Annotated in this window: 18 protein-coding genes; 12 read left to right on the top strand and 6 right to left on the bottom strand. The window is 63.3% G+C overall.

Annotated elements, in window-relative coordinates; translation table 11 throughout:
• Positions 1-4: 4 nt before the first annotated feature.
• On the bottom strand, positions 5-1,810 hold the full coding sequence (locus tag WFR25_RS11380) for a sensor histidine kinase (protein ID WP_336974878.1): 1,806 nt from the start codon (positions 1,808-1,810) through the stop codon (positions 5-7).
• Between the two features lie 188 nt (positions 1,811-1,998).
• On the opposite strand from WFR25_RS11380, the gene WFR25_RS11375 reads away from it, so the two are divergent.
• Complete coding sequence (locus WFR25_RS11375) at positions 1,999-2,472, top strand: Lrp/AsnC family transcriptional regulator (protein ID WP_336971009.1); 474 nt, start codon at positions 1,999-2,001, stop codon at positions 2,470-2,472.
• Positions 2,473-2,544: 72 nt separating this feature from the next.
• Positions 2,545-2,859: a YdeI/OmpD-associated family protein gene (locus WFR25_RS11370; protein ID WP_336971008.1), complete on the top strand. Its 315-nt coding sequence runs from the start codon at positions 2,545-2,547 to the stop codon at positions 2,857-2,859.
• Positions 2,860-2,942: 83 nt separating this feature from the next.
• Here the strand turns inward: WFR25_RS11370 and WFR25_RS11365 are convergent, their stop codons facing one another.
• Positions 2,943-3,914, bottom strand: a complete 972-nt coding sequence (locus WFR25_RS11365; protein ID WP_336971007.1) for an EamA family transporter — start codon at positions 3,912-3,914, stop codon at positions 2,943-2,945.
• A gap of 111 nt (positions 3,915-4,025) precedes the next feature.
• Here WFR25_RS11365 and WFR25_RS11360 point away from each other — a divergent pair, with 111 nt between their 5' ends.
• Entirely contained in the window at positions 4,026-4,373 is a 348-nt protein-coding gene (locus WFR25_RS11360; protein WP_336971006.1) for a DUF952 domain-containing protein, read from the top strand.
• A gap of 9 nt (positions 4,374-4,382) precedes the next feature.
• On the opposite strand, the gene WFR25_RS11355 is transcribed toward WFR25_RS11360, so the two are convergent.
• Positions 4,383-5,513, bottom strand: a complete 1,131-nt coding sequence (locus WFR25_RS11355; protein WP_336974877.1) for a glycosyltransferase — start codon at positions 5,511-5,513, stop codon at positions 4,383-4,385.
• A 95-nt stretch (positions 5,514-5,608) separates the two neighbouring features.
• Here WFR25_RS11355 and WFR25_RS11350 point away from each other — a divergent pair, with 95 nt between their 5' ends.
• The 7 genes from WFR25_RS11350 (at position 5,609) to WFR25_RS11320 (ending at position 11,905) form a co-directional block, all read left to right on the top strand.
• Positions 5,609-6,466 carry a lysophospholipid acyltransferase family protein gene (locus tag WFR25_RS11350; RefSeq protein WP_336974875.1) on the top strand — a complete coding sequence of 286 codons (858 nt, stop codon included), beginning with the start codon at positions 5,609-5,611 and terminating at the stop codon, positions 6,464-6,466.
• Between the two features lie 9 nt (positions 6,467-6,475).
• Positions 6,476-7,117, top strand: a complete 642-nt coding sequence (locus WFR25_RS11345) for a phosphoribosylanthranilate isomerase (protein WP_336971005.1) — start codon at positions 6,476-6,478, stop codon at positions 7,115-7,117.
• Positions 7,114-8,343, top strand: a complete 1,230-nt coding sequence (gene trpB, locus WFR25_RS11340; protein ID WP_336971003.1) for a tryptophan synthase subunit beta — start codon at positions 7,114-7,116, stop codon at positions 8,341-8,343. Before WFR25_RS11345 ends, trpB begins: the two co-directional genes overlap by 4 nt.
• Positions 8,344-8,345: 2 nt before the next feature.
• Positions 8,346-9,182 carry a tryptophan synthase subunit alpha gene (gene trpA / locus WFR25_RS11335; protein WP_336971001.1) on the top strand — a complete coding sequence of 279 codons (837 nt, stop codon included), beginning with the start codon at positions 8,346-8,348 and terminating at the stop codon, positions 9,180-9,182.
• A complete protein-coding gene (gene accD / locus WFR25_RS11330; RefSeq protein WP_336970999.1) occupies positions 9,179-10,030 on the top strand; it encodes an acetyl-CoA carboxylase, carboxyltransferase subunit beta in 852 nt (283 codons plus the stop codon). Before trpA ends, accD begins: the two co-directional genes overlap by 4 nt.
• 22 nt (positions 10,031-10,052) lie before the next feature.
• A complete protein-coding gene (locus WFR25_RS11325) occupies positions 10,053-11,381 on the top strand; it encodes a bifunctional folylpolyglutamate synthase/dihydrofolate synthase (protein ID WP_336970997.1) in 1,329 nt (442 codons plus the stop codon).
• A gap of 83 nt (positions 11,382-11,464) precedes the next feature.
• Complete coding sequence (locus tag WFR25_RS11320; protein ID WP_336970995.1) at positions 11,465-11,905, top strand: DUF6628 family protein; 441 nt, start codon at positions 11,465-11,467, stop codon at positions 11,903-11,905.
• Here WFR25_RS11320 and WFR25_RS11315 read toward each other — a convergent pair.
• Together WFR25_RS11315 and WFR25_RS11310 are read right to left on the bottom strand one after the other, a co-directional pair.
• Positions 11,902-13,236, bottom strand: a complete 1,335-nt coding sequence (locus tag WFR25_RS11315; RefSeq protein ID WP_336970994.1) for an AmpG family muropeptide MFS transporter — start codon at positions 13,234-13,236, stop codon at positions 11,902-11,904. The two genes, WFR25_RS11320 and WFR25_RS11315, sit on opposite strands and share 4 nt — an antisense overlap.
• 78 nt (positions 13,237-13,314) lie before the next feature.
• Positions 13,315-13,773 carry a response regulator gene (locus WFR25_RS11310; protein ID WP_336970992.1) on the bottom strand — a complete coding sequence of 153 codons (459 nt, stop codon included), beginning with the start codon at positions 13,771-13,773 and terminating at the stop codon, positions 13,315-13,317.
• Positions 13,774-13,948: 175 nt separating this feature from the next.
• On the opposite strand from WFR25_RS11310, the gene WFR25_RS11305 reads away from it, so the two are divergent.
• Together WFR25_RS11305 and rsmD are read left to right on the top strand one after the other, a co-directional pair.
• Entirely contained in the window at positions 13,949-14,902 is a 954-nt protein-coding gene (locus WFR25_RS11305) for a pseudouridine synthase (RefSeq protein ID WP_336974874.1), read from the top strand.
• On the top strand, positions 14,899-15,450 hold the full coding sequence (gene rsmD / locus WFR25_RS11300; protein ID WP_336970990.1) for a 16S rRNA (guanine(966)-N(2))-methyltransferase RsmD: 552 nt from the start codon (positions 14,899-14,901) through the stop codon (positions 15,448-15,450). Before WFR25_RS11305 ends, rsmD begins: the two co-directional genes overlap by 4 nt.
• Before the next feature lie 121 nt (positions 15,451-15,571).
• On the opposite strand, the gene WFR25_RS11295 is transcribed toward rsmD, so the two are convergent.
• Positions 15,572-16,012, bottom strand: a complete 441-nt coding sequence (locus WFR25_RS11295) for a Fe-S oxidoreductase (protein WP_336970988.1) — start codon at positions 16,010-16,012, stop codon at positions 15,572-15,574.
• Positions 16,013-16,052 lie beyond the last annotated feature (40 nt).

Genomic DNA, 16,052 nt, shown 5'->3' with positions numbered 1-16,052 from the left:
TATGTCAGGCCTGCCCAACCTCGTCACCCTGGCTTCCAACGACCGCCGGCATCGCCAGCAGGAAGCGATTGGCGTCGATCGCCAGGCTGCCGCCGCTGCCCGTTGCCAGACTGCGAATCAGGCGCAGCGAGAACCCCAGACCCAGCAGCGGGCCATCAGCCCACTCCCCATCCGGCAGATAGCCGGGATCAAGCAATTGCGCTTCCTCCATACCCGCGAGGGAAGAAGGCCTGTCGATCGCCAGCACGACCCGGTCACGCGCCGCACTCGAGGAAAACCAGCAAGTGCCCGTGATCGGCTCTTCTGCCGGAGCCACGGAAATCAGCGTCCGCAATAAATGCTGCACCATGCGCTCGCCCTGCACCGGGTCGATACGGACATCGGGCAGGTCGGGGGCGCTGACGATATCGATCATCCGCGCGCTGCTCTGCGCTTCACCGCGAAAGCGGGCCGCAACCTGCGCAACCAGCAGGCTGGGGTCGACCGGCCGTGGCTCGCTTCCCTCTTCCCCGCGCGAAACGCGGGCAGCCAGGTCCAGATCATCGAACGCCGCCAGCAAATGCCGCGCGTCGACGGCAATCTTGCCCGCCATGCTGCGATAGGATTCGTCCGCCGGACCGAACAACTGCTGTTCGATGATCTCGGCAAAGCCCAATATGGCGTTCAGTGGGGTCCGCAGTTCATGCACCAGTTGCCGCAGCGAGTCAGGGGACAGCCCCGCCAGCACACCCTGCGAGTTCGATGGCGCGGGCGCCACTTCATGCATGTGCGGGCGGCGCGCCTGCCCTCGAAAGCCCTGAAAGCGCCCCGAACGAGGTTCGAAAAAGGGAATGGCCGACATGCGCCATTCGCCCGCCATCGTACCACCAACGATGGTGTAGCGCGCATTCTGGAAGCCGCTACGCCGTGCAAAAGCGCCTGCTACATGGCCATCGGGACCGCTGCCACCCTCCGGCGCTGTTTCGCCCAGCGACAGGCCGATGAGCGCTGCACGCGGCCCCTCACCAACCCAGATGATCGTGCCCGACACATCGGTTTCGAACGTGAAGCTGCGCACCACCTCTATGGGCGCGACGGTGTCGGGCGATGCGAACGAAGCCGCCTCTTCCGCGTCACCCGCCTCGTCAGGGCTGGACTCGAACGGACGTCGGCTGCTGGTAAAACGTTCGATCCGATCGACGAGATTACGTATCTGATCGGCGGGCACCAGCGGCGTGACGATCGCTGGCTCGGCGTCGATCAAGGGCGCGCGCGTCGGTCGTTCCGCCCGTGCCTCCGCAATGGAATGAACGCCAGGCTGGACCATCATCTCAGCCGTCAGGTCCATTTCGACGATATGTTCGACATCGGTGGTCAAAACCAGATCGGCGGAACCAAACGCCTCCAGCGCCCGTAGCGTCTCAGGCCCCAGCCCGCGCCGTGCGCGCAGAACCCCGCGCGCGGTCGGCGTCAACCGGGACATCAGATCTGGCCACACCGCATCAGGCAACTGCGCGCGTGCCATCGCCGCCGCGCTGATAGACGCGCGATCCTGTGCAAAAAACGTCACCAGCGTGGGCGACCGCAGGCGGCTGCCCAGTTCAACAACGCTGGCCATCCGCTGTGTTTCGGTAAGGGCCGAGCGCAATCCCTCCAGCCGTTTCAACAGCGCCGCCCGGTCTTCCTCGGGCAGGCCAGCACGGTCTGGCCGGTCATGTTGGGCGAGCATATCCACGCACTGACGCCACAGCGTGACTGCCCCCAGACCGCTCCGTTCGCCCGCTGCCAGCACGGTGTTCATAAGATCGTTGAAACGCAAATTGATCCCCATGGTCGGCAATGGCACAGCGCCGCTTCCCTGGCGCGCCAGTCACCGGCGGAATAGGAATAAGCCCCCCCGCGGAAAAGGGAAAGGGCGGTTTCCGCAGTCTTTTCGAACGTCGCATAGTGGGACAATTGCAATGTCCTGAAATATTATTATTATGTCGAACAGTAACAAGACAGGAAATAAGCAGCTATATGGCCGGCGCGAATATCGACGACATCGACATGCAGATTCTAGCCGAACTCCAACAAGACGGGCGGATGACCAATGTTGAACTGGCGCGCAAGGTCGGCCTGACGGCACCGCCGTGCCTGCGCCGTGTCCGCGCGCTGGAGGATCAGGGCGCGATCACCGCCTATCATGCGGTGGTCAATCCGGGGATGCTGGGCTTCACCATCACTGTCTTTGCCATGGTCAGCCTGAAAAGCCAGGCGGAAGCCGACCTCAAGGCATTCGAGGACCATATCGCCACCCTTCCCGAAGTGCGCGAATGCCATATGCTGAATGGCGAGATCGATTTCATCCTGAAGGTCGTCGCAAAAGATCTTCAGAGCTTCCAGCAGTTCCTGACATCGAAACTCACCCCGGCGCCGAACGTCGTCAGCGTCAAGACGTCGCTCACCATCCGCACGGCCAAGAATGTACCGGGCGTGCCGCTGGCGATCTAAGGCGTTGATCGGAAGCGTTCTAAGCCGTCATCCGGCATTTCAGAATGAATAAGGGCGTGGTATGGAGGTTTCGTGGCAACTTCTTTTCCCCATGGCACTGTCCATGAAGCACTTGCAGACCTTCAAGCGGCATTGCAATCGGATCCAAAGGTCTTTGGGCTGTGGGAAAGCCTGACGCCGCTCGGTCGAAATGAGTTCATCTGCTGGGTTGATGACGCAAAACAGCCTACGACGCGCCAACGCCGCATTGAACGAACCTGTGACGAACTGTTGGAAGGAAAGAAGCGGCCCTGCTGCTGGGCAGGTTGCATTCACCGCACCGATAAGGCGCCAGGCCGATGGCAACAGGCGGTCCTGATCGATCAGAAGAAAAAGAAAGGCGCATAAACCGGCCCGTGAACGCCGGCCCGTAAACGAATGTGCGCTTTTGCCGTTCCTGGCAGAAAACCGCCAGTCCGCTCCTTACCCAATTAATCCACCGCACCCCGCCGCCATGGATAACCGGGTAAGCGTGACGCCATCGGCCACAGCGTATTGATCGCCAGCCCACCAATTACCAGCGCCGCCGCGATCAGCTTCCACGCGGGCAGCCCCTCGCCCAGCAGCAGCGCCGACGCGCCCATGCCGAACACCGGCACCAGCAGCGCCACAGGAGACACGGTAGCCGCCGGGTGCCGCGCCAACAGCCAGCCCCAGGCGACATAGCCGAACAATGTGTTGGCCACCGTCTGCCATAGCACCGCCCCCCAGGTCAGTGCATTGGCCTGCGCCAGCCCGGCAACGATCGCCGTCGGCCCCTCCATCAACAGCGTCGCCACCAACAGCGGCGGGATCGAAAACAGTGCTGACCAGATGACGAACGCCAGTATATCGGTCGTCCCACTCGCCTTGGCCGCATGGTTGCCGATGGCCCAGCTGATCGCCGCGCCCAGCGTCAGCAACAGGCCAAAAGGCGTGGTCGTTCCGTCACTATGGGCCAGAATCACGCCAATCCCGGCAATCGCCAGCAGCAGCGCCGCGATCTGGAAGCCCCGAATACGCTCGCCACTAAAATACAGCGCCAGCCCGATAGTGAAGAATACCTGTGCCTGCACCACCAGGGAGGCGAGGCCGGGCGAGATATGCCCCGGCGCCATTTTGCCCCCCACCGCGATATAGATGAGGCCGAACTGCCCGAAACCGATGGCCACGCCATAAAGCGCCAACCAGCGCCACGCCACGGCTGGCCGCTTCACGAAGAACGCGGCAGGCAAGAACACCAGGCAAAAGCGCAGCGTCGCGAACAACAGCGGCGGCAAATGGTCGAGCGCTATCCGGATCACCACGAAATTGCTGCCCCAGATCGCTACTACCGCAAGCGCCAGCAGCATATGCGTCCAGGGCATGACCGCCAAACGCGGGGACTGCGACAGTTCGACAGGCAAAGGCGCTTCCATTTTCATAGCCGCCGCCCTAGCCGTACCACGCCCCTCCCGCCACTACCACTCGCAGGCTCTTGGCCTTCCCTCAAGGAAGCGGTTGCGCGGGTCACTCGAATTTGCTCTGCATTTGTCATGGCTGACCTTTTTGCATTCAAGATCCTGACCGCCGACCAATATGCCCAGTTCAAGGCGGACGGCATTTTCCACGGCGCACCCGTCGACCTTGCGGACGGCTATATCCACATGTCCACGCGCGAGCAGGCAGCGGAAACAGCGGCCAAGCATTTTGCCGGGCAGGATTCCCTGGTCATGGTGATGATCGATCTGGCCCCGCTTGCCGAAGCGATCCGCTGGGACCCCTCGCGTGGCGGCGCGCTGTTCCCGCACCTCTATGCGCCGTTGCCGATCAGCGCGATGGCCGGAAAAGTCATCCTGCGGCTCGATGAAGCCGGACGGCACCAGTTCCCGGCTGGGTTCTGACAGCCATCGTCACCCTCGCGAGCGAACCATCCGCACGACCCGGCCACCCCTGACCCAATAGTCATAACCGCCCCACCCAATGCGGCGCGAGACCGAAGCAGCCAGCTGCACCGCAAGATGCGCCCAGACCACCAAGAATGGCGCCACCGCATCCCATGTTAGTGATCGCCACACCGCGCGCATATGCTCCGGCTCCAGCACGGAGCGCAGGATTCGCGCTCGCGCCGCCACCCGAATCCATGCAGCGCCATAACCGATGGAGATCGCCACCCACTGACACGATCCGAATGCAAAGGCCCACCCAAGCGCCTGCAACGCAACAACGCCGGTCGCCACGGCCCACATCCGCGCACTGTTGGTCAGCACATGGCGATATTGCCGCATCCCAAAATCCAGCGCCGCCCCAAACCCTCCGTCCAGCGGCGTAGCCACCAATAGGTCACGCACCGGCCGCAGCCGCAACCCTGCCCGCCGCGCCACCAGCCCCAGCGTCATGTCATCGGATAGCCGCCCGGCAAGCGCGCCTTCCAGCCCCAGCCGTTCCGCCGCATCCCGCCTCATCGCCATAGCCCCGCCCCAGGGCATGGTGCCATTGGCCGGACGCGGCAAAGTGGCCAGTTGCATCTCCACCGCCCCGATCCACCCCAGCGCCAGACGCGCGGGCAGCAGCAAACGATAGCCGGTCGCCACCTCCGCCTTGCCCCGCACCAACGGAAACAGCAGCCGCCCGACCAGCCGTGCAGGCGGCGCGATGTCTGCGTCTATAAAGACCAGATAGCGATCCTCGGCCCGCAACGCCCGCAGCGCTGCCCGGATCTTGTGGACCTTCTGTCCCTCGTCGTTCGCCACCCCGGCTGCGATCACCTCAACCCATCCGGGATGCCGCGCCGCCAGCGCCATCGCTGCCGGGCAATTGCCAGATGTCGCGATCAACAGGCGAAAGCGGGCGCCCTCCTGTCGTTCCAACCCTGCGATCAGGTCCGCTCCGCCATCCCAGTCATCCCGCACACTCAGGATCACAACGGCGCCGTCCGGTCCCTCGACCTTCCGATCGGCTGGCAGGTGTCGCCAATAGTTCAGCACCCCGATGACGCTCAGCGCCTGGAAAAACGCCCACAGGACAAGCCCCAAATATATCATAGTCACCGATGGTCTTTACCGTTCAACGCAGCCGTGTATGACCCAAAGCATGATCCTTGCCAATCGCACCGCTTCCGGCCGCACCTGACCGCCCGATGCTCTCCAGCCCCTTCCTCTTCGCGCTTTGCCGCCTGCTGCCCGCGTCGATCGCTTCATGGCTTGGCGGCTGGCTCTCCGCCCATGTCGCCCGCCGCCGGATGCGACTGCGTGACGCTCGCGCCCGCACCAATCTGGCGCTTCTGTGTCCCGATATTCCGCAGGCCGAGCAAGAAAAAATGCTCACCCGCCGCTGGTTCAACGTGGGCCAGACGATGGCGGAACTGGCCAATATCGACCGGCTGGTGAACCCCGCCCATGTGGAGATCGATCAGGAAGCGGCCTATCGCGCCGCCCTCGCCGCCCCCGGCCCCATGATCTTCCTCACTACTCATATCGGCAATTGGGATCTGATGGCCGCGCATCTGAAGGACGCGACCGACCGGCCGGGCCTTGGCGTCTACGATCCGCCGCCCAATGTGGCACAGGCCGCGATGCTCAAGCGCGCGCGTGAAAGCTATATGGGTGAAGCCATCACCGGCAATAGCGGCGCGGCCCGCACGATCCTGCGCCATTTGACGCAGAAGGATCGGGCGATGCTCTATATATTGGTGGACGAGCGCGCCGAACAGCAAGTCGCTTTCCCCCGCTTTGGTCGCCCGCTCGAACCAACCGGTAATCTCTCGATCGCGCTACGGCTGGGCAAGGCGGCGGGCGCGCAGTTCCTCCCTTTCTACCTCGCCCGTACCAAAGGCCCGCATTTCAAACTCTTCTGGCATCCTCCCCTCGATCCCAGAACGATGGAGCAGGAGGAACTGGTCGCGACCGTTGACGCCTTTCTGGGCGCGGCCTGCATCGCCCATGCCGACCAGTGGTTGGCCTTGCACGACATGGACCTTACGGCACCAACCGCCTAAAGCGCCCCCATGTCCCGACTCGCCATCAAGATTTGCGGGCTGTCCACGCCCGACACCGTGGGCGCGGCTATCCGCGCCGGGGCGAGTCATGTTGGGTTCGTCTCCTTCCCTAAAAGCCCGCGCCACGTCGCGCCCGGCCAGATGCGCGCCCTTGCCGCCATTGCCTCCCATGTCGATCGCGTCGGCGTGGTGGTCGATCCCGATGATGAGTTGCTAACCGAACTGGTGGCGACCGGCGGACTGACCGCGTTCCAGCTTCACGGCAAGGAAACGCCTGCCCGCGCCGCCGCCATCCGCCAGCGCTTCGGCCTGCCGGTGTGGAAGGCGATTTCGGTCAAGACCGCCGCCGACATCGCTGCATCCTGCGCCTATGCGGGCGCGGTGGACATGCTGCTGTTCGACGCCAAGACGCCCGATTGCGCGGCGCTGCCCGGCGGCATGGGCCTGCGCTTCGACTGGACGCTGCTGCACGGCATCCGTCCCGTCCTGCCCTGGGGTTTGTCCGGCGGCCTTGGCCCCGATAATGTGGCTGAGGCGTTGACCCTAACAGGAGCGCCCCTGATCGACGTATCTTCTGGCGTGGAAAGCGCGCCGGGCATTAAGGCGGTGGACAAGATCATCGCCTTCTGCGAAGCGGCTGGAGCATCATGACCATAGTAAATTCCCTGCGAAGCCAGCCCGATGAACGCGGCCATTTTGGTGCTTTTGGTGGGCGCTATGTCGCCGAAACGCTCATGCCGCTGATCCTGGAACTGGAGCGCGTCTATAAGGCGGCTAAGGTGGACCAGGCCTTCCATGACGAGTTTCAGCATTTGCTGAAACATTATGTCGGCCGCCCCAATCCGCTTTATTATGCGAGCCGCCTCACGGAGAGCGTGCGGGCGAAAGCCGAGCCGGGCAAAGGCGCGAGAATCTATCTGAAGCGCGAAGAACTGAACCACACCGGCGCGCACAAAATCAACAATTGCATCGGCCAGATCCTGCTCGCCCGTCGCATGGGCAAAGAGAAGATCATCGCCGAAACAGGCGCGGGCCAGCATGGCGTCGCGACCGCGACCGTGGCGGCGCTGTTCGGCCTTAAATGCACCATCTTCATGGGCGCCAAGGATGTCGCGCGGCAGCAACCCAACGTCTTCCGCATGAAGCTGCTGGGTGCAGAGGTGATTTCCGTCACGTCCGGTTCCCAGACCCTCAAGGACGCGATGAACGATGCTCTGCGTCACTGGGTCTCGAACGTCCACGATACATTCTACATCATCGGCACCGCCGCAGGGCCACATCCCTATCCAGAGATGGTCCGCGACTTCCAGTCCGTGATCGGTACCGAAACCCGCACGCAGATCGTGGAGGCCGAAGGCCGCCTGCCCGACCTGCTGATCGCGCCGGTCGGTGGCGGCTCCAACGCCATCGGCATGTTCCACCCTTTCCTGGATGACGCGGACGTCGCCATGATCGGTGTGGAGGCTGCGGGCGAAGGCCTGACCGGCAAGCACGCCGCCAGCCTGGCGGGTGGCGCATCTGGCATCCTCCATGGCAACCGCACCTATCTGCTTCAGGATGAGGATGGCCAGATCACCGAGGCGCACAGTATCTCGGCGGGCCTCGATTATCCCGGCATCGGCCCGGAACATAGCTGGCTGCACGAAATCGGCCGGGTGCAATATATGCCCATCACCGATGACGAGGCGCTGGCCAGTTTCCAGACCCTTTCGTCATTGGAAGGGATCATCCCCGCACTCGAATCCGCCCACGCCATCGCTGCCGCCGAGCAGGTCGCGCCGACGATGGACGCGGACAAGATCATCGTCGTCAATCTCTCCGGCCGGGGTGACAAGGACATCTTCACCGTTGCCGCCGCGCTGGGGGTGGAGATATGAGCATGGACCGGATGGCCACCCGCTTTGCCGCCTGCAAAGCGCAGAACCGCGCCGCGCTGATCACCTTTGTGACCGCTGGCGATCCTACGCCTGATGCAACCGGCAATATCCTTGACGCACTTGTCGAAGGCGGCGCTGACATCATCGAATTGGGGATGCCCTTCACCGATCCGATGGCCGATGGCCCCGCGATCGAACTGGCGAACCTTCGCAGTCTGGGTGCGGGCACAAAAACCGCCCATATTCTCGCCATCGCCACCGCTTTTCGCGCACGGCACCCTGACGTGCCACTGGTATTGATGGGCTATGCCAATCCCATGCTGGTACGCGGGGCCGACTGGTTCGCCATGCAAGTCAAGGCCGCCGGCATCGATGGCGTCATCTGCGTCGATGTACCGCCGGAGGAAGACGCGGAAATCGGCCCTGCGCTGCGTGACGCTGACATCCACCTCATCCGCCTGGCGACGCCGACCACCGACGCCGTGCGCCTGCCCGCCGTCCTCGATGGCGCCAGCGGTTTTCTCTATCAAGTCGCAGTCGCTGGCATCACTGGCAAGCAACAGGCCGCGCACGCCACGATCGAAATGGCGTTGGCGCGGCTGCGTCCCTCGACCGACCTGCCGATCGCCGTGGGTTTCGGTGTGCGCGGGCCGGAACAGGCCGCCGCCATCGGTCGGATCGCCGATGGTGTGATCGTCGGCTCTGCCATTGTCGACATTATCGGTTCGCACGGGGGTGCCGCCGCGCCCTTCGTCAAGGATTTCGTCGCTTCGCTCAAGGACGCGCTCGTCAGCGCCGGTTCGCTTGGCCGGGCGATCGGCCGGGAGAATGCCGCATGAGCTGGATCAATCGGGTACGTAACGCCATTCCCTTCATTGCCAAGAAGGACACAACCGCCGAAACGCTGTGGCATAAATGCCCTTCGTGCAGCGACATGGTGTTCATCAAGGAGTGGGAGGATAATCTCTCGGTTTGTCCACGCTGCGGCTATCATGGCCGGATCGGCCCGGCGGAACGCTTCTCACAGATCCTCGACCCCGGATTCATTCTGCTGCCCACACCCTCGGTCGCCGAAGATCCGCTAAAATTCCGCGATTCCAAACGCTATCCCGACCGTATCAAGGCCGCACGCCAGTCGACCGGCGATCAGGATGCGCTGATCAACGCGCGCGGCGCGATCGATGACGTGCCGTTGGTCATGGGTGTCCAGAATTTCGCCTTCATGGGCGGGTCGATGGGCATGGGCGTGGGCGCAGCCTTCATTCAGGGCGTCAACGACGCGATCGCCCATAAAAGCCCTTATGTGATCTTCACTGCGGCGGGCGGTGCACGGATGCAGGAAGGGATATTGTCCCTGATGCAAATGCCGCGCGCGACCGTCGCCATTCAAAAGCTGCACGCGGCGGGTCTGCCCTATATCGTCGTGCTGACCGATCCGACGACCGGCGGCGTCACCGCCAGCTATGCGATGCTGGGCGATATCCAGATCGCCGAACCGAACGCGCTGATCGGCTTTGCAGGCCAGCGTGTCATCGAAAGCACGATCCGCGAAAAGCTGCCCGAGGGGTTCCAGCGCGCCGAATATCTGCTCGACCACGGAATGCTCGACATGGTGGTGGAACGTCACAACCTGCGCGACACGCTGGCGCGGGTGATCGGCTATCTGACGCCCGCGGCGGCGGCCTGACCGGCGGCGCGGGAGCAACGCCGTGCCAGATCATGCCATCTCCGACAGTGCCGATGTGCAGGCACAGCTTGACCGGCTATGGACGCTCTCGCCCGGTGCCGACACGCTGGGGCTGGAGCGGATAGCACGACTGCTGGAGCGGTTGGGCGATCCGCATCGCGCATTGCCGCCAACATTCCATGTTGCTGGCACCAATGGCAAGGGATCGACCTGCGCCTTCCTGCGCGCAGCACTGGAGGCGGACGGCAAGAGCGTTCACGTCTTCACCTCGCCCCATCTCGTCCGATTCAACGAACGCATTCGCATCGGCGGCACCCTGATCGAGGATGCCGCACTCGCCCGCTATCTGGAGCGGGTGCTGGACATTGCTGAGGGCGTCGATGCCAGCTTTTTCGAGGTGACGACCGCCGCCGCCTTCCTCGCCTTTGCCGAACATCCCGCCGACGCCTGCATCGTCGAGGTTGGCCTTGGCGGGCGGCTCGATGCGACCAACGTGCTTGTCGATCCCGTTATTTGCGGCATCGCCCAACTCGGCATCGATCATCAGACCTTCCTGGGCGACAGCCTCGCGCAGATCGCGGCAGAGAAAGCCGGAATCGCAAAGCCCGGCGTCTCCCTCGTCACCCAGCGTTACTCCGAAACCCTGCGCCCCGTGTTGCTGGAGGCGGTAACGCGCGCCCGTTCGCAATGGCTGTCGATGGGCGACACATGGGACGCGGCCAGCTATCGCAACCGCCTCCATTATCGCGATTCGCAGGGACGTATCGAAACGCCGCTGCCGCGCCTGCCCGGCGCGCACCAGACCATGAACGCCGCGCTCGCCTTCGCCATGTTGCGGCATCAGGATGTCGTCCCGGTGTCGGAGGCCGCACTGAAAGCCGCGCCGCTCTGGGCGCACTGGCCCGCGCGGCTGCAACGGCTGGACCACGGGCCTCTGCTATCACCGCTGCCCCCTGAAAGCACCGTCTGGCTCGATGGCGGTCATAATGCGGGCGCGGGCGAGGCGATCGGCGCCTTCTTCACCAAGGAACGGCTGGCAGGCGAGCCTTTGCACCTCATCATCGGGATGTTGGCGAACAAGGATGTGGAGGCGTTCCTCGCGCCTTTCGCGGGAAAGATCGGGCATATCCACGCCCTGCCCGTTCCTGGCCACGATCATCATCCGGCCGAACGTTTTGCCGAAGTGGCGGCGCGTTGGTCGATCGGCTGCACCGCGCATGACAGCCCGGAACAGGCCATCAACGCGATCGCCATGTCCACGCAGGGCGCGCGACCACCCAGCATCCTCATTGGCGGCTCCCTCTATTTGGCAGGCCAGATTCTTCGGTTGAACGCACAATTGCCCGACTGATCGCAAAGCTTTCTTTTTTACTTGCGATTGACTCGCAATAGCGTACCTTCCTTTCCAGTCTTTGGAGAGAAGGAAGGCGCGCCATGCAAGAAAACCAGTCCGCGACAGCCCAGCATCAGATCATGCCGCCCTGCGGCTATGGCAATCGCCTGTTCCTCTTTGCGCTGCGCCGGATGGCAAGTGCGGGCGTGAATGACGCCCATGCCGCCCATGCGATGCTGGGCGGTTTCGGCAAAAGCTATCGCCGTCCACTGGTGCTGATGCGCGCGATGATGCTGGAAATGGCGCGCGCATCCAGCCGCAAGATCCTGGTCGCCCCCTGTTGCTGCGCCCGGATGACCAGCGATGAGGCGCAGATCATGCAGGCGGTCGGCGAAGCGCTGAACGATGCTCCCGCAGCCTATCACCGCCTTACGACCTTGCTTGACAATGACAACGCCTTGGGCGCGCTCACCTGCCTTCAGGCCGTCGCGCAAAGCTATGGCGACCTGGGCCGCCCGCTCGACCTCTACGCGGCGGGTTAAGAATCTGCGGCCTGATCAGTTGGGGCACGCTCCCTCCCCGCACTGCCGACGCTGGCGTCGATCAGGCCGCTCCGCATCATCAACCAGAAGAGGATGATGCCCGGCACGGCCAGCGCAGTGGTCAGCAGGTAGAAATCGACATAGCCGAACCGCTCGATCAGAGAGCCTGCGGTCGTGCCCGTCAGGAACCGCCCGACAATGCTCGCCGCAGCGGAGATCATTGCATATTGCGCGGCGGTAAAGCGCAGATCACATAGCGCCGAGAAATAGGCGACGACCGCGACACCGCCGATCCCGCTCGCGAAATTCTCGAACCCGATCGCGCCCGCCATCCCCATGTTGCTCTTGCCCGCTGCCGCAAGCCCCGCAAAACTGAAGTTCGATATCGCCATCAGGATCAGGCTGATCAGTACCGAGCGCTTCAACCCCAATCGCGCATACAGGATGCCGCCCACGAAAATCCCCGCCAGCAAGGCCCAGAACCCCACTCCGACGTCATAAATTGCAATCTCGTCGTTCGTATAGCCAAGGTCATTGAAAAGCAGTCGGAATGTCAGGTTGGCAAGCGTATCGCCGATCTTATGCACGATGATGAACAACAGCACGAGCAACGCACCCTTGCGCCGGAAAAAGTCGACGAACGGTCCGATGATCGCCTGCACCAGTTCGCCCCCGCTTTTTCGCGATGCGATCGGATGGTGCCTTTCTGGTTCCCCCACCACCAACGCGGCGATCATCGCCGGCAAGGCAAAGCCCGCGCAGACGATATAGGCGATCGTCCAGTTCCAATGCTGGGCAATCACCAAACCCAAAGCACCCGCTGCGGCCGCGCCTATGCGCCAGCCATATTGCGACATGCCTGCGCCAACGCCCATTTGTTCGGGCTTTAATATCTCAATGCGATAGCCGTCGATGATGATGTCGAACGTGGCCCCGGCAATACCCAGCAGGATAGCGGCGCGAACGGTGGCCATGATGTCGCTCGACGGATCGACGAACGCCAGATTGACAACCGCCGCCATCACAAGGATGCCCGTCAACAGCATCCACGACACGCGCTGCCCCAGCCAATGCAGCACGGGCAGTTGAACCCCTTCAATAACCCAGGCCCATAACCATTTGAAATTATAGGCCAGCAGCACCAGGCTGAACGCCGTAACGCTTTTCTTGTCGATGCCGTCCTGCGCCAGCCGCGACGCCAGATTGGCGCCGATCATCGCGAAGGGGAAACCGGATGATATGCCCAGCGCCAGCGCCGCCAGCGGGGCCCGCTCACCATAGGGGCGCAGCGCATCCAGCCAGCTTTTCGTTCCTTGCGCGACCTGCGTCATTCTTGCCTTGCCCCTTATTCGCGATCCGGCGCCACCATATGGGCAAATACCGGACTGGCAAGCGACAGAAGCGTGAAATCAGGCGACCTGCGAAAACACACTCATGCCCACAGGGGGCCGCGGCGGTTGGGTGGACCGCATCAGGGCGTCCGCTACCTCGATCGCCAGCAGCAAGTCACGCTGCGAATAGGGCTTGGCGAGGCACCCGATCGCCAGCGCCTGCGCGTCGGCGGGACAAGCGCCGGTAACGAACAGGACCGGTATGGCGAGGGCATGGGCATAGCGCGCAATATCCACCCCGTTTCGCTCACCCCGCAAACTGATATCGGCAATCACCAGGTCGATCCCACCCGCATCAATCGCGGAGATGGCATGGTCATAGCTATCGACGGTCGCGGCAACATCATATCCCGAATGGACCAGCAGATGCTCGTTATCGAACGCGACAAGCGGCTCATCCTCGACGATCAGGATCGTGTGGATGGCCCTGTCCCGTCCGCCAACGACCCGCGTAATCAATTCCCGTCCGAAAAGCATTTGCCGATCCGCCCTGCTTGCGCCAATGCGTCCATGATAAACGCTGCGGGCGGCCTGCCGGTTTCCCTTTAGCGCCGCCGGTCCCCTCGCGCAGGCTTGGAGACGGCACCATTCGTCATTTCACGCGTGCCTGCTATATGGGGATGACACGCGCTCACGAAAAGGAACCCCTTCCCTGGAACCGCCAAAAAAATCCGGGCCACCAAAAAGACCGGGCACAGGCCGCAAGCCGACAGCACCGGGTGCCGCTCGCCCAGTCTTCGGCCAGCGTAAGACGGGTGCTTTGTCCGGTGCCTCCGCCAAGCCTTGGGCCTCAAAGCCCATTGGTCCCAAGAAGCCGCGTCTCGCGAACACGAACCCGCACCCCGCGCGCGTCGGCGCAACGGAGGGTGAGGGTCCGCAGCGCATCGCCAAACTACTGGCCCGCGCCGGCATCGCTTCCCGCCGGGAAGTCGAGCGAATGATCGAGGATGGCCGCGTGGCCCTGAACGGCGAAGCGCTGACAACGCCCGCGACACTGCTCGACACGCTCCACGGCGTCACTGTCGATGGCGTGGCGGTCAGCGCCCCTGCACCAGCACGCCTGTTCCTTTTCCACAAGCCTTCCGGCTACCTGACGACAGAGCGTGATCCGCGCGGCCGTTCGACCATCTACGACATTTTGGCCCCGGACCTGCCACGCCTGATGCCCATTGGCCGCCTCGACATGACTACCGAAGGTCTGTTGCTGATGACCAATGACGGCGAATTCAAGCGCCAGATGGAACTGCCCGCCAGCGGCGTGCCGCGCACCTACCGCGCCCGCGCCTTTGGCGAGGTCAGCCAGCAGCAGTTGGAGGATTTGTTCGACGGTGTAGAGATTGACGGCATGCATTATGGCCGAATCGAAGCCAATCTGGAACGCCGAACAGGCCGGAACCAGTGGATCGAAATGACCCTGACCGAAGGCAAGAACCGCGAAGTCCGTCGCGTGCTCGAACATCTGGGCCTGGAGGTCAATCGACTCATCCGCACCAGCTATGGCCCGTTCGGGCTTGGCGACCTGGCATCTGGCGCAGTCGAAGAGGTGCGCCAGCATGAGTTGGACGCTTTTCGCGCCACTCTCAGGAAAAGTACGAAGCAGGGATGAGGATCATTTCCGGAACATGGCGCGGCCGCCCGTTGGTCGCGCCCAAGGGTGATCTCACACGGCCCACCGCTGATCGTACCCGTGAAACGCTCTTTTCCATGCTACTCAGCCGGATCGGCGATTTCGAGGGGCTGGCCGTAGGCGATTTTTTCGCTGGATCAGGCGCTCTAGGGTTCGAGGCACTCTCGCGCGGCGCGGCCACCTGCCTGTTCGTCGAGCAGGACAAGGCCGCCGCCGACTCGATCCGCGCCAATGGCGACAGGCTGGGCATACGCCCTGACATTCGCCAGGCTTCGGTCCTGTCACTAGGCCGGGCGCCCGCCCCTCTCGACCTGATCTTCATGGACCCGCCCTATGCCAGTGGCGCAGGCGCGGTGGCGCTCGACAAGCTGGCCCGCCTCGGCTGGACCGGCCCCGCCACCTGGATCAGTATCGAAACCGACCGGCGCGAGGATGTCGTCGTCAAGGGGTTTACCGTGGACACCGTGCGGGATGTCGGCAAAGCGCGGATCACGCTATTGCGCGCGGGGGAGCAAGCGGACGCGTAAGCGCCCACTTGCTCGGCGATCAGAAAATCCGCCAACCCGCTTCCACGCGCCCAATGTTGCACATGACCGATCGGGGCTGGGGGCACTCATATAGCCGCCCTGCCCCGATGGCCTGCTTCATTCAGCGACGCTTTTTCGCTTTCGACCGCTTCGCCTCACCCGGATTCATACAACTGTCCTGCACCGTCTTGCTACACAGCGGATATTCCTTCGCCTCTGCCGGTGGGGGCGTCATGTTGCCACCCACCGTCACCGGGTTTTCGGACGACCCTACCGGTGCAGTTGGATCACTCGGCGCTCCCGCTGGGGCTGGCGCCATGCCCGGATCGGCGGGAACGGCACCCGTCGGTTGCGCGGCGTTGGGGTCCGCTCCCGCAGGTGGCGCGGCAGGCGGCGCAGGCATGGGCGCACTCTCTCCCGTCGGCGGCATGGCTGAACCCGGCGACGGTGGCGGTTGAGCGCCCGGCGCCTGGGAGGGCGCGGACATCTGAGCAACCGCAGCCCCGGGCAGACCGATTGTAAAGGTCAGCATGGCGGCACCCGCCAGCATCAGGCTCTTCATGGGAAATATCCTTTCCTGTTCTTATCTGTTCTGCCGCGAA

It is taken from the genome of Sphingobium aromaticiconvertens, from assembly GCF_037154075.1.
Classification (GTDB): domain Bacteria; phylum Pseudomonadota; class Alphaproteobacteria; order Sphingomonadales; family Sphingomonadaceae; genus Sphingobium; species Sphingobium aromaticiconvertens.
The sequence above is the reverse complement of the archived record's forward strand: the minus strand, read 5'-3'. Positions and strand labels throughout refer to the sequence as shown.

What these genes read in the sequence shown, in the direction of transcription:
- WFR25_RS11380 (WP_336974878.1), bottom strand. Translation starts at nt 1,810, where the DNA reads ATGGGGATCAATTTGCGTTTCAACGATCTTATGAACACCGTGCTGGCA.
- rsmD (WP_336970990.1), top strand. Translation starts at nt 14,899, where the DNA reads ATGAGGATCATTTCCGGAACATGGCGCGGCCGCCCGTTGGTCGCGCCC.
- WFR25_RS11360 (WP_336971006.1), top strand. Translation starts at nt 4,026, where the DNA reads ATGGCTGACCTTTTTGCATTCAAGATCCTGACCGCCGACCAATATGCC.
- WFR25_RS11295 (WP_336970988.1), bottom strand. Translation starts at nt 16,012, where the DNA reads ATGAAGAGCCTGATGCTGGCGGGTGCCGCCATGCTGACCTTTACAATC.
- trpB (WP_336971003.1), top strand. Translation starts at nt 7,114, where the DNA reads ATGACCATAGTAAATTCCCTGCGAAGCCAGCCCGATGAACGCGGCCAT.
- WFR25_RS11350 (WP_336974875.1), top strand. Translation starts at nt 5,609, where the DNA reads ATGCTCTCCAGCCCCTTCCTCTTCGCGCTTTGCCGCCTGCTGCCCGCG.
- WFR25_RS11320 (WP_336970995.1), top strand. Translation starts at nt 11,465, where the DNA reads ATGCAAGAAAACCAGTCCGCGACAGCCCAGCATCAGATCATGCCGCCC.
- WFR25_RS11310 (WP_336970992.1), bottom strand. Translation starts at nt 13,773, where the DNA reads ATGCTTTTCGGACGGGAATTGATTACGCGGGTCGTTGGCGGACGGGAC.
- WFR25_RS11315 (WP_336970994.1), bottom strand. Translation starts at nt 13,236, where the DNA reads ATGACGCAGGTCGCGCAAGGAACGAAAAGCTGGCTGGATGCGCTGCGC.
- WFR25_RS11355 (WP_336974877.1), bottom strand. Translation starts at nt 5,513, where the DNA reads ATGATATATTTGGGGCTTGTCCTGTGGGCGTTTTTCCAGGCGCTGAGC.
- trpA (WP_336971001.1), top strand. Translation starts at nt 8,346, where the DNA reads ATGGACCGGATGGCCACCCGCTTTGCCGCCTGCAAAGCGCAGAACCGC.
- WFR25_RS11345 (WP_336971005.1), top strand. Translation starts at nt 6,476, where the DNA reads ATGTCCCGACTCGCCATCAAGATTTGCGGGCTGTCCACGCCCGACACC.
- WFR25_RS11375 (WP_336971009.1), top strand. Translation starts at nt 1,999, where the DNA reads ATGGCCGGCGCGAATATCGACGACATCGACATGCAGATTCTAGCCGAA.
- accD (WP_336970999.1), top strand. Translation starts at nt 9,179, where the DNA reads ATGAGCTGGATCAATCGGGTACGTAACGCCATTCCCTTCATTGCCAAG.
- WFR25_RS11365 (WP_336971007.1), bottom strand. Translation starts at nt 3,914, where the DNA reads ATGAAAATGGAAGCGCCTTTGCCTGTCGAACTGTCGCAGTCCCCGCGT.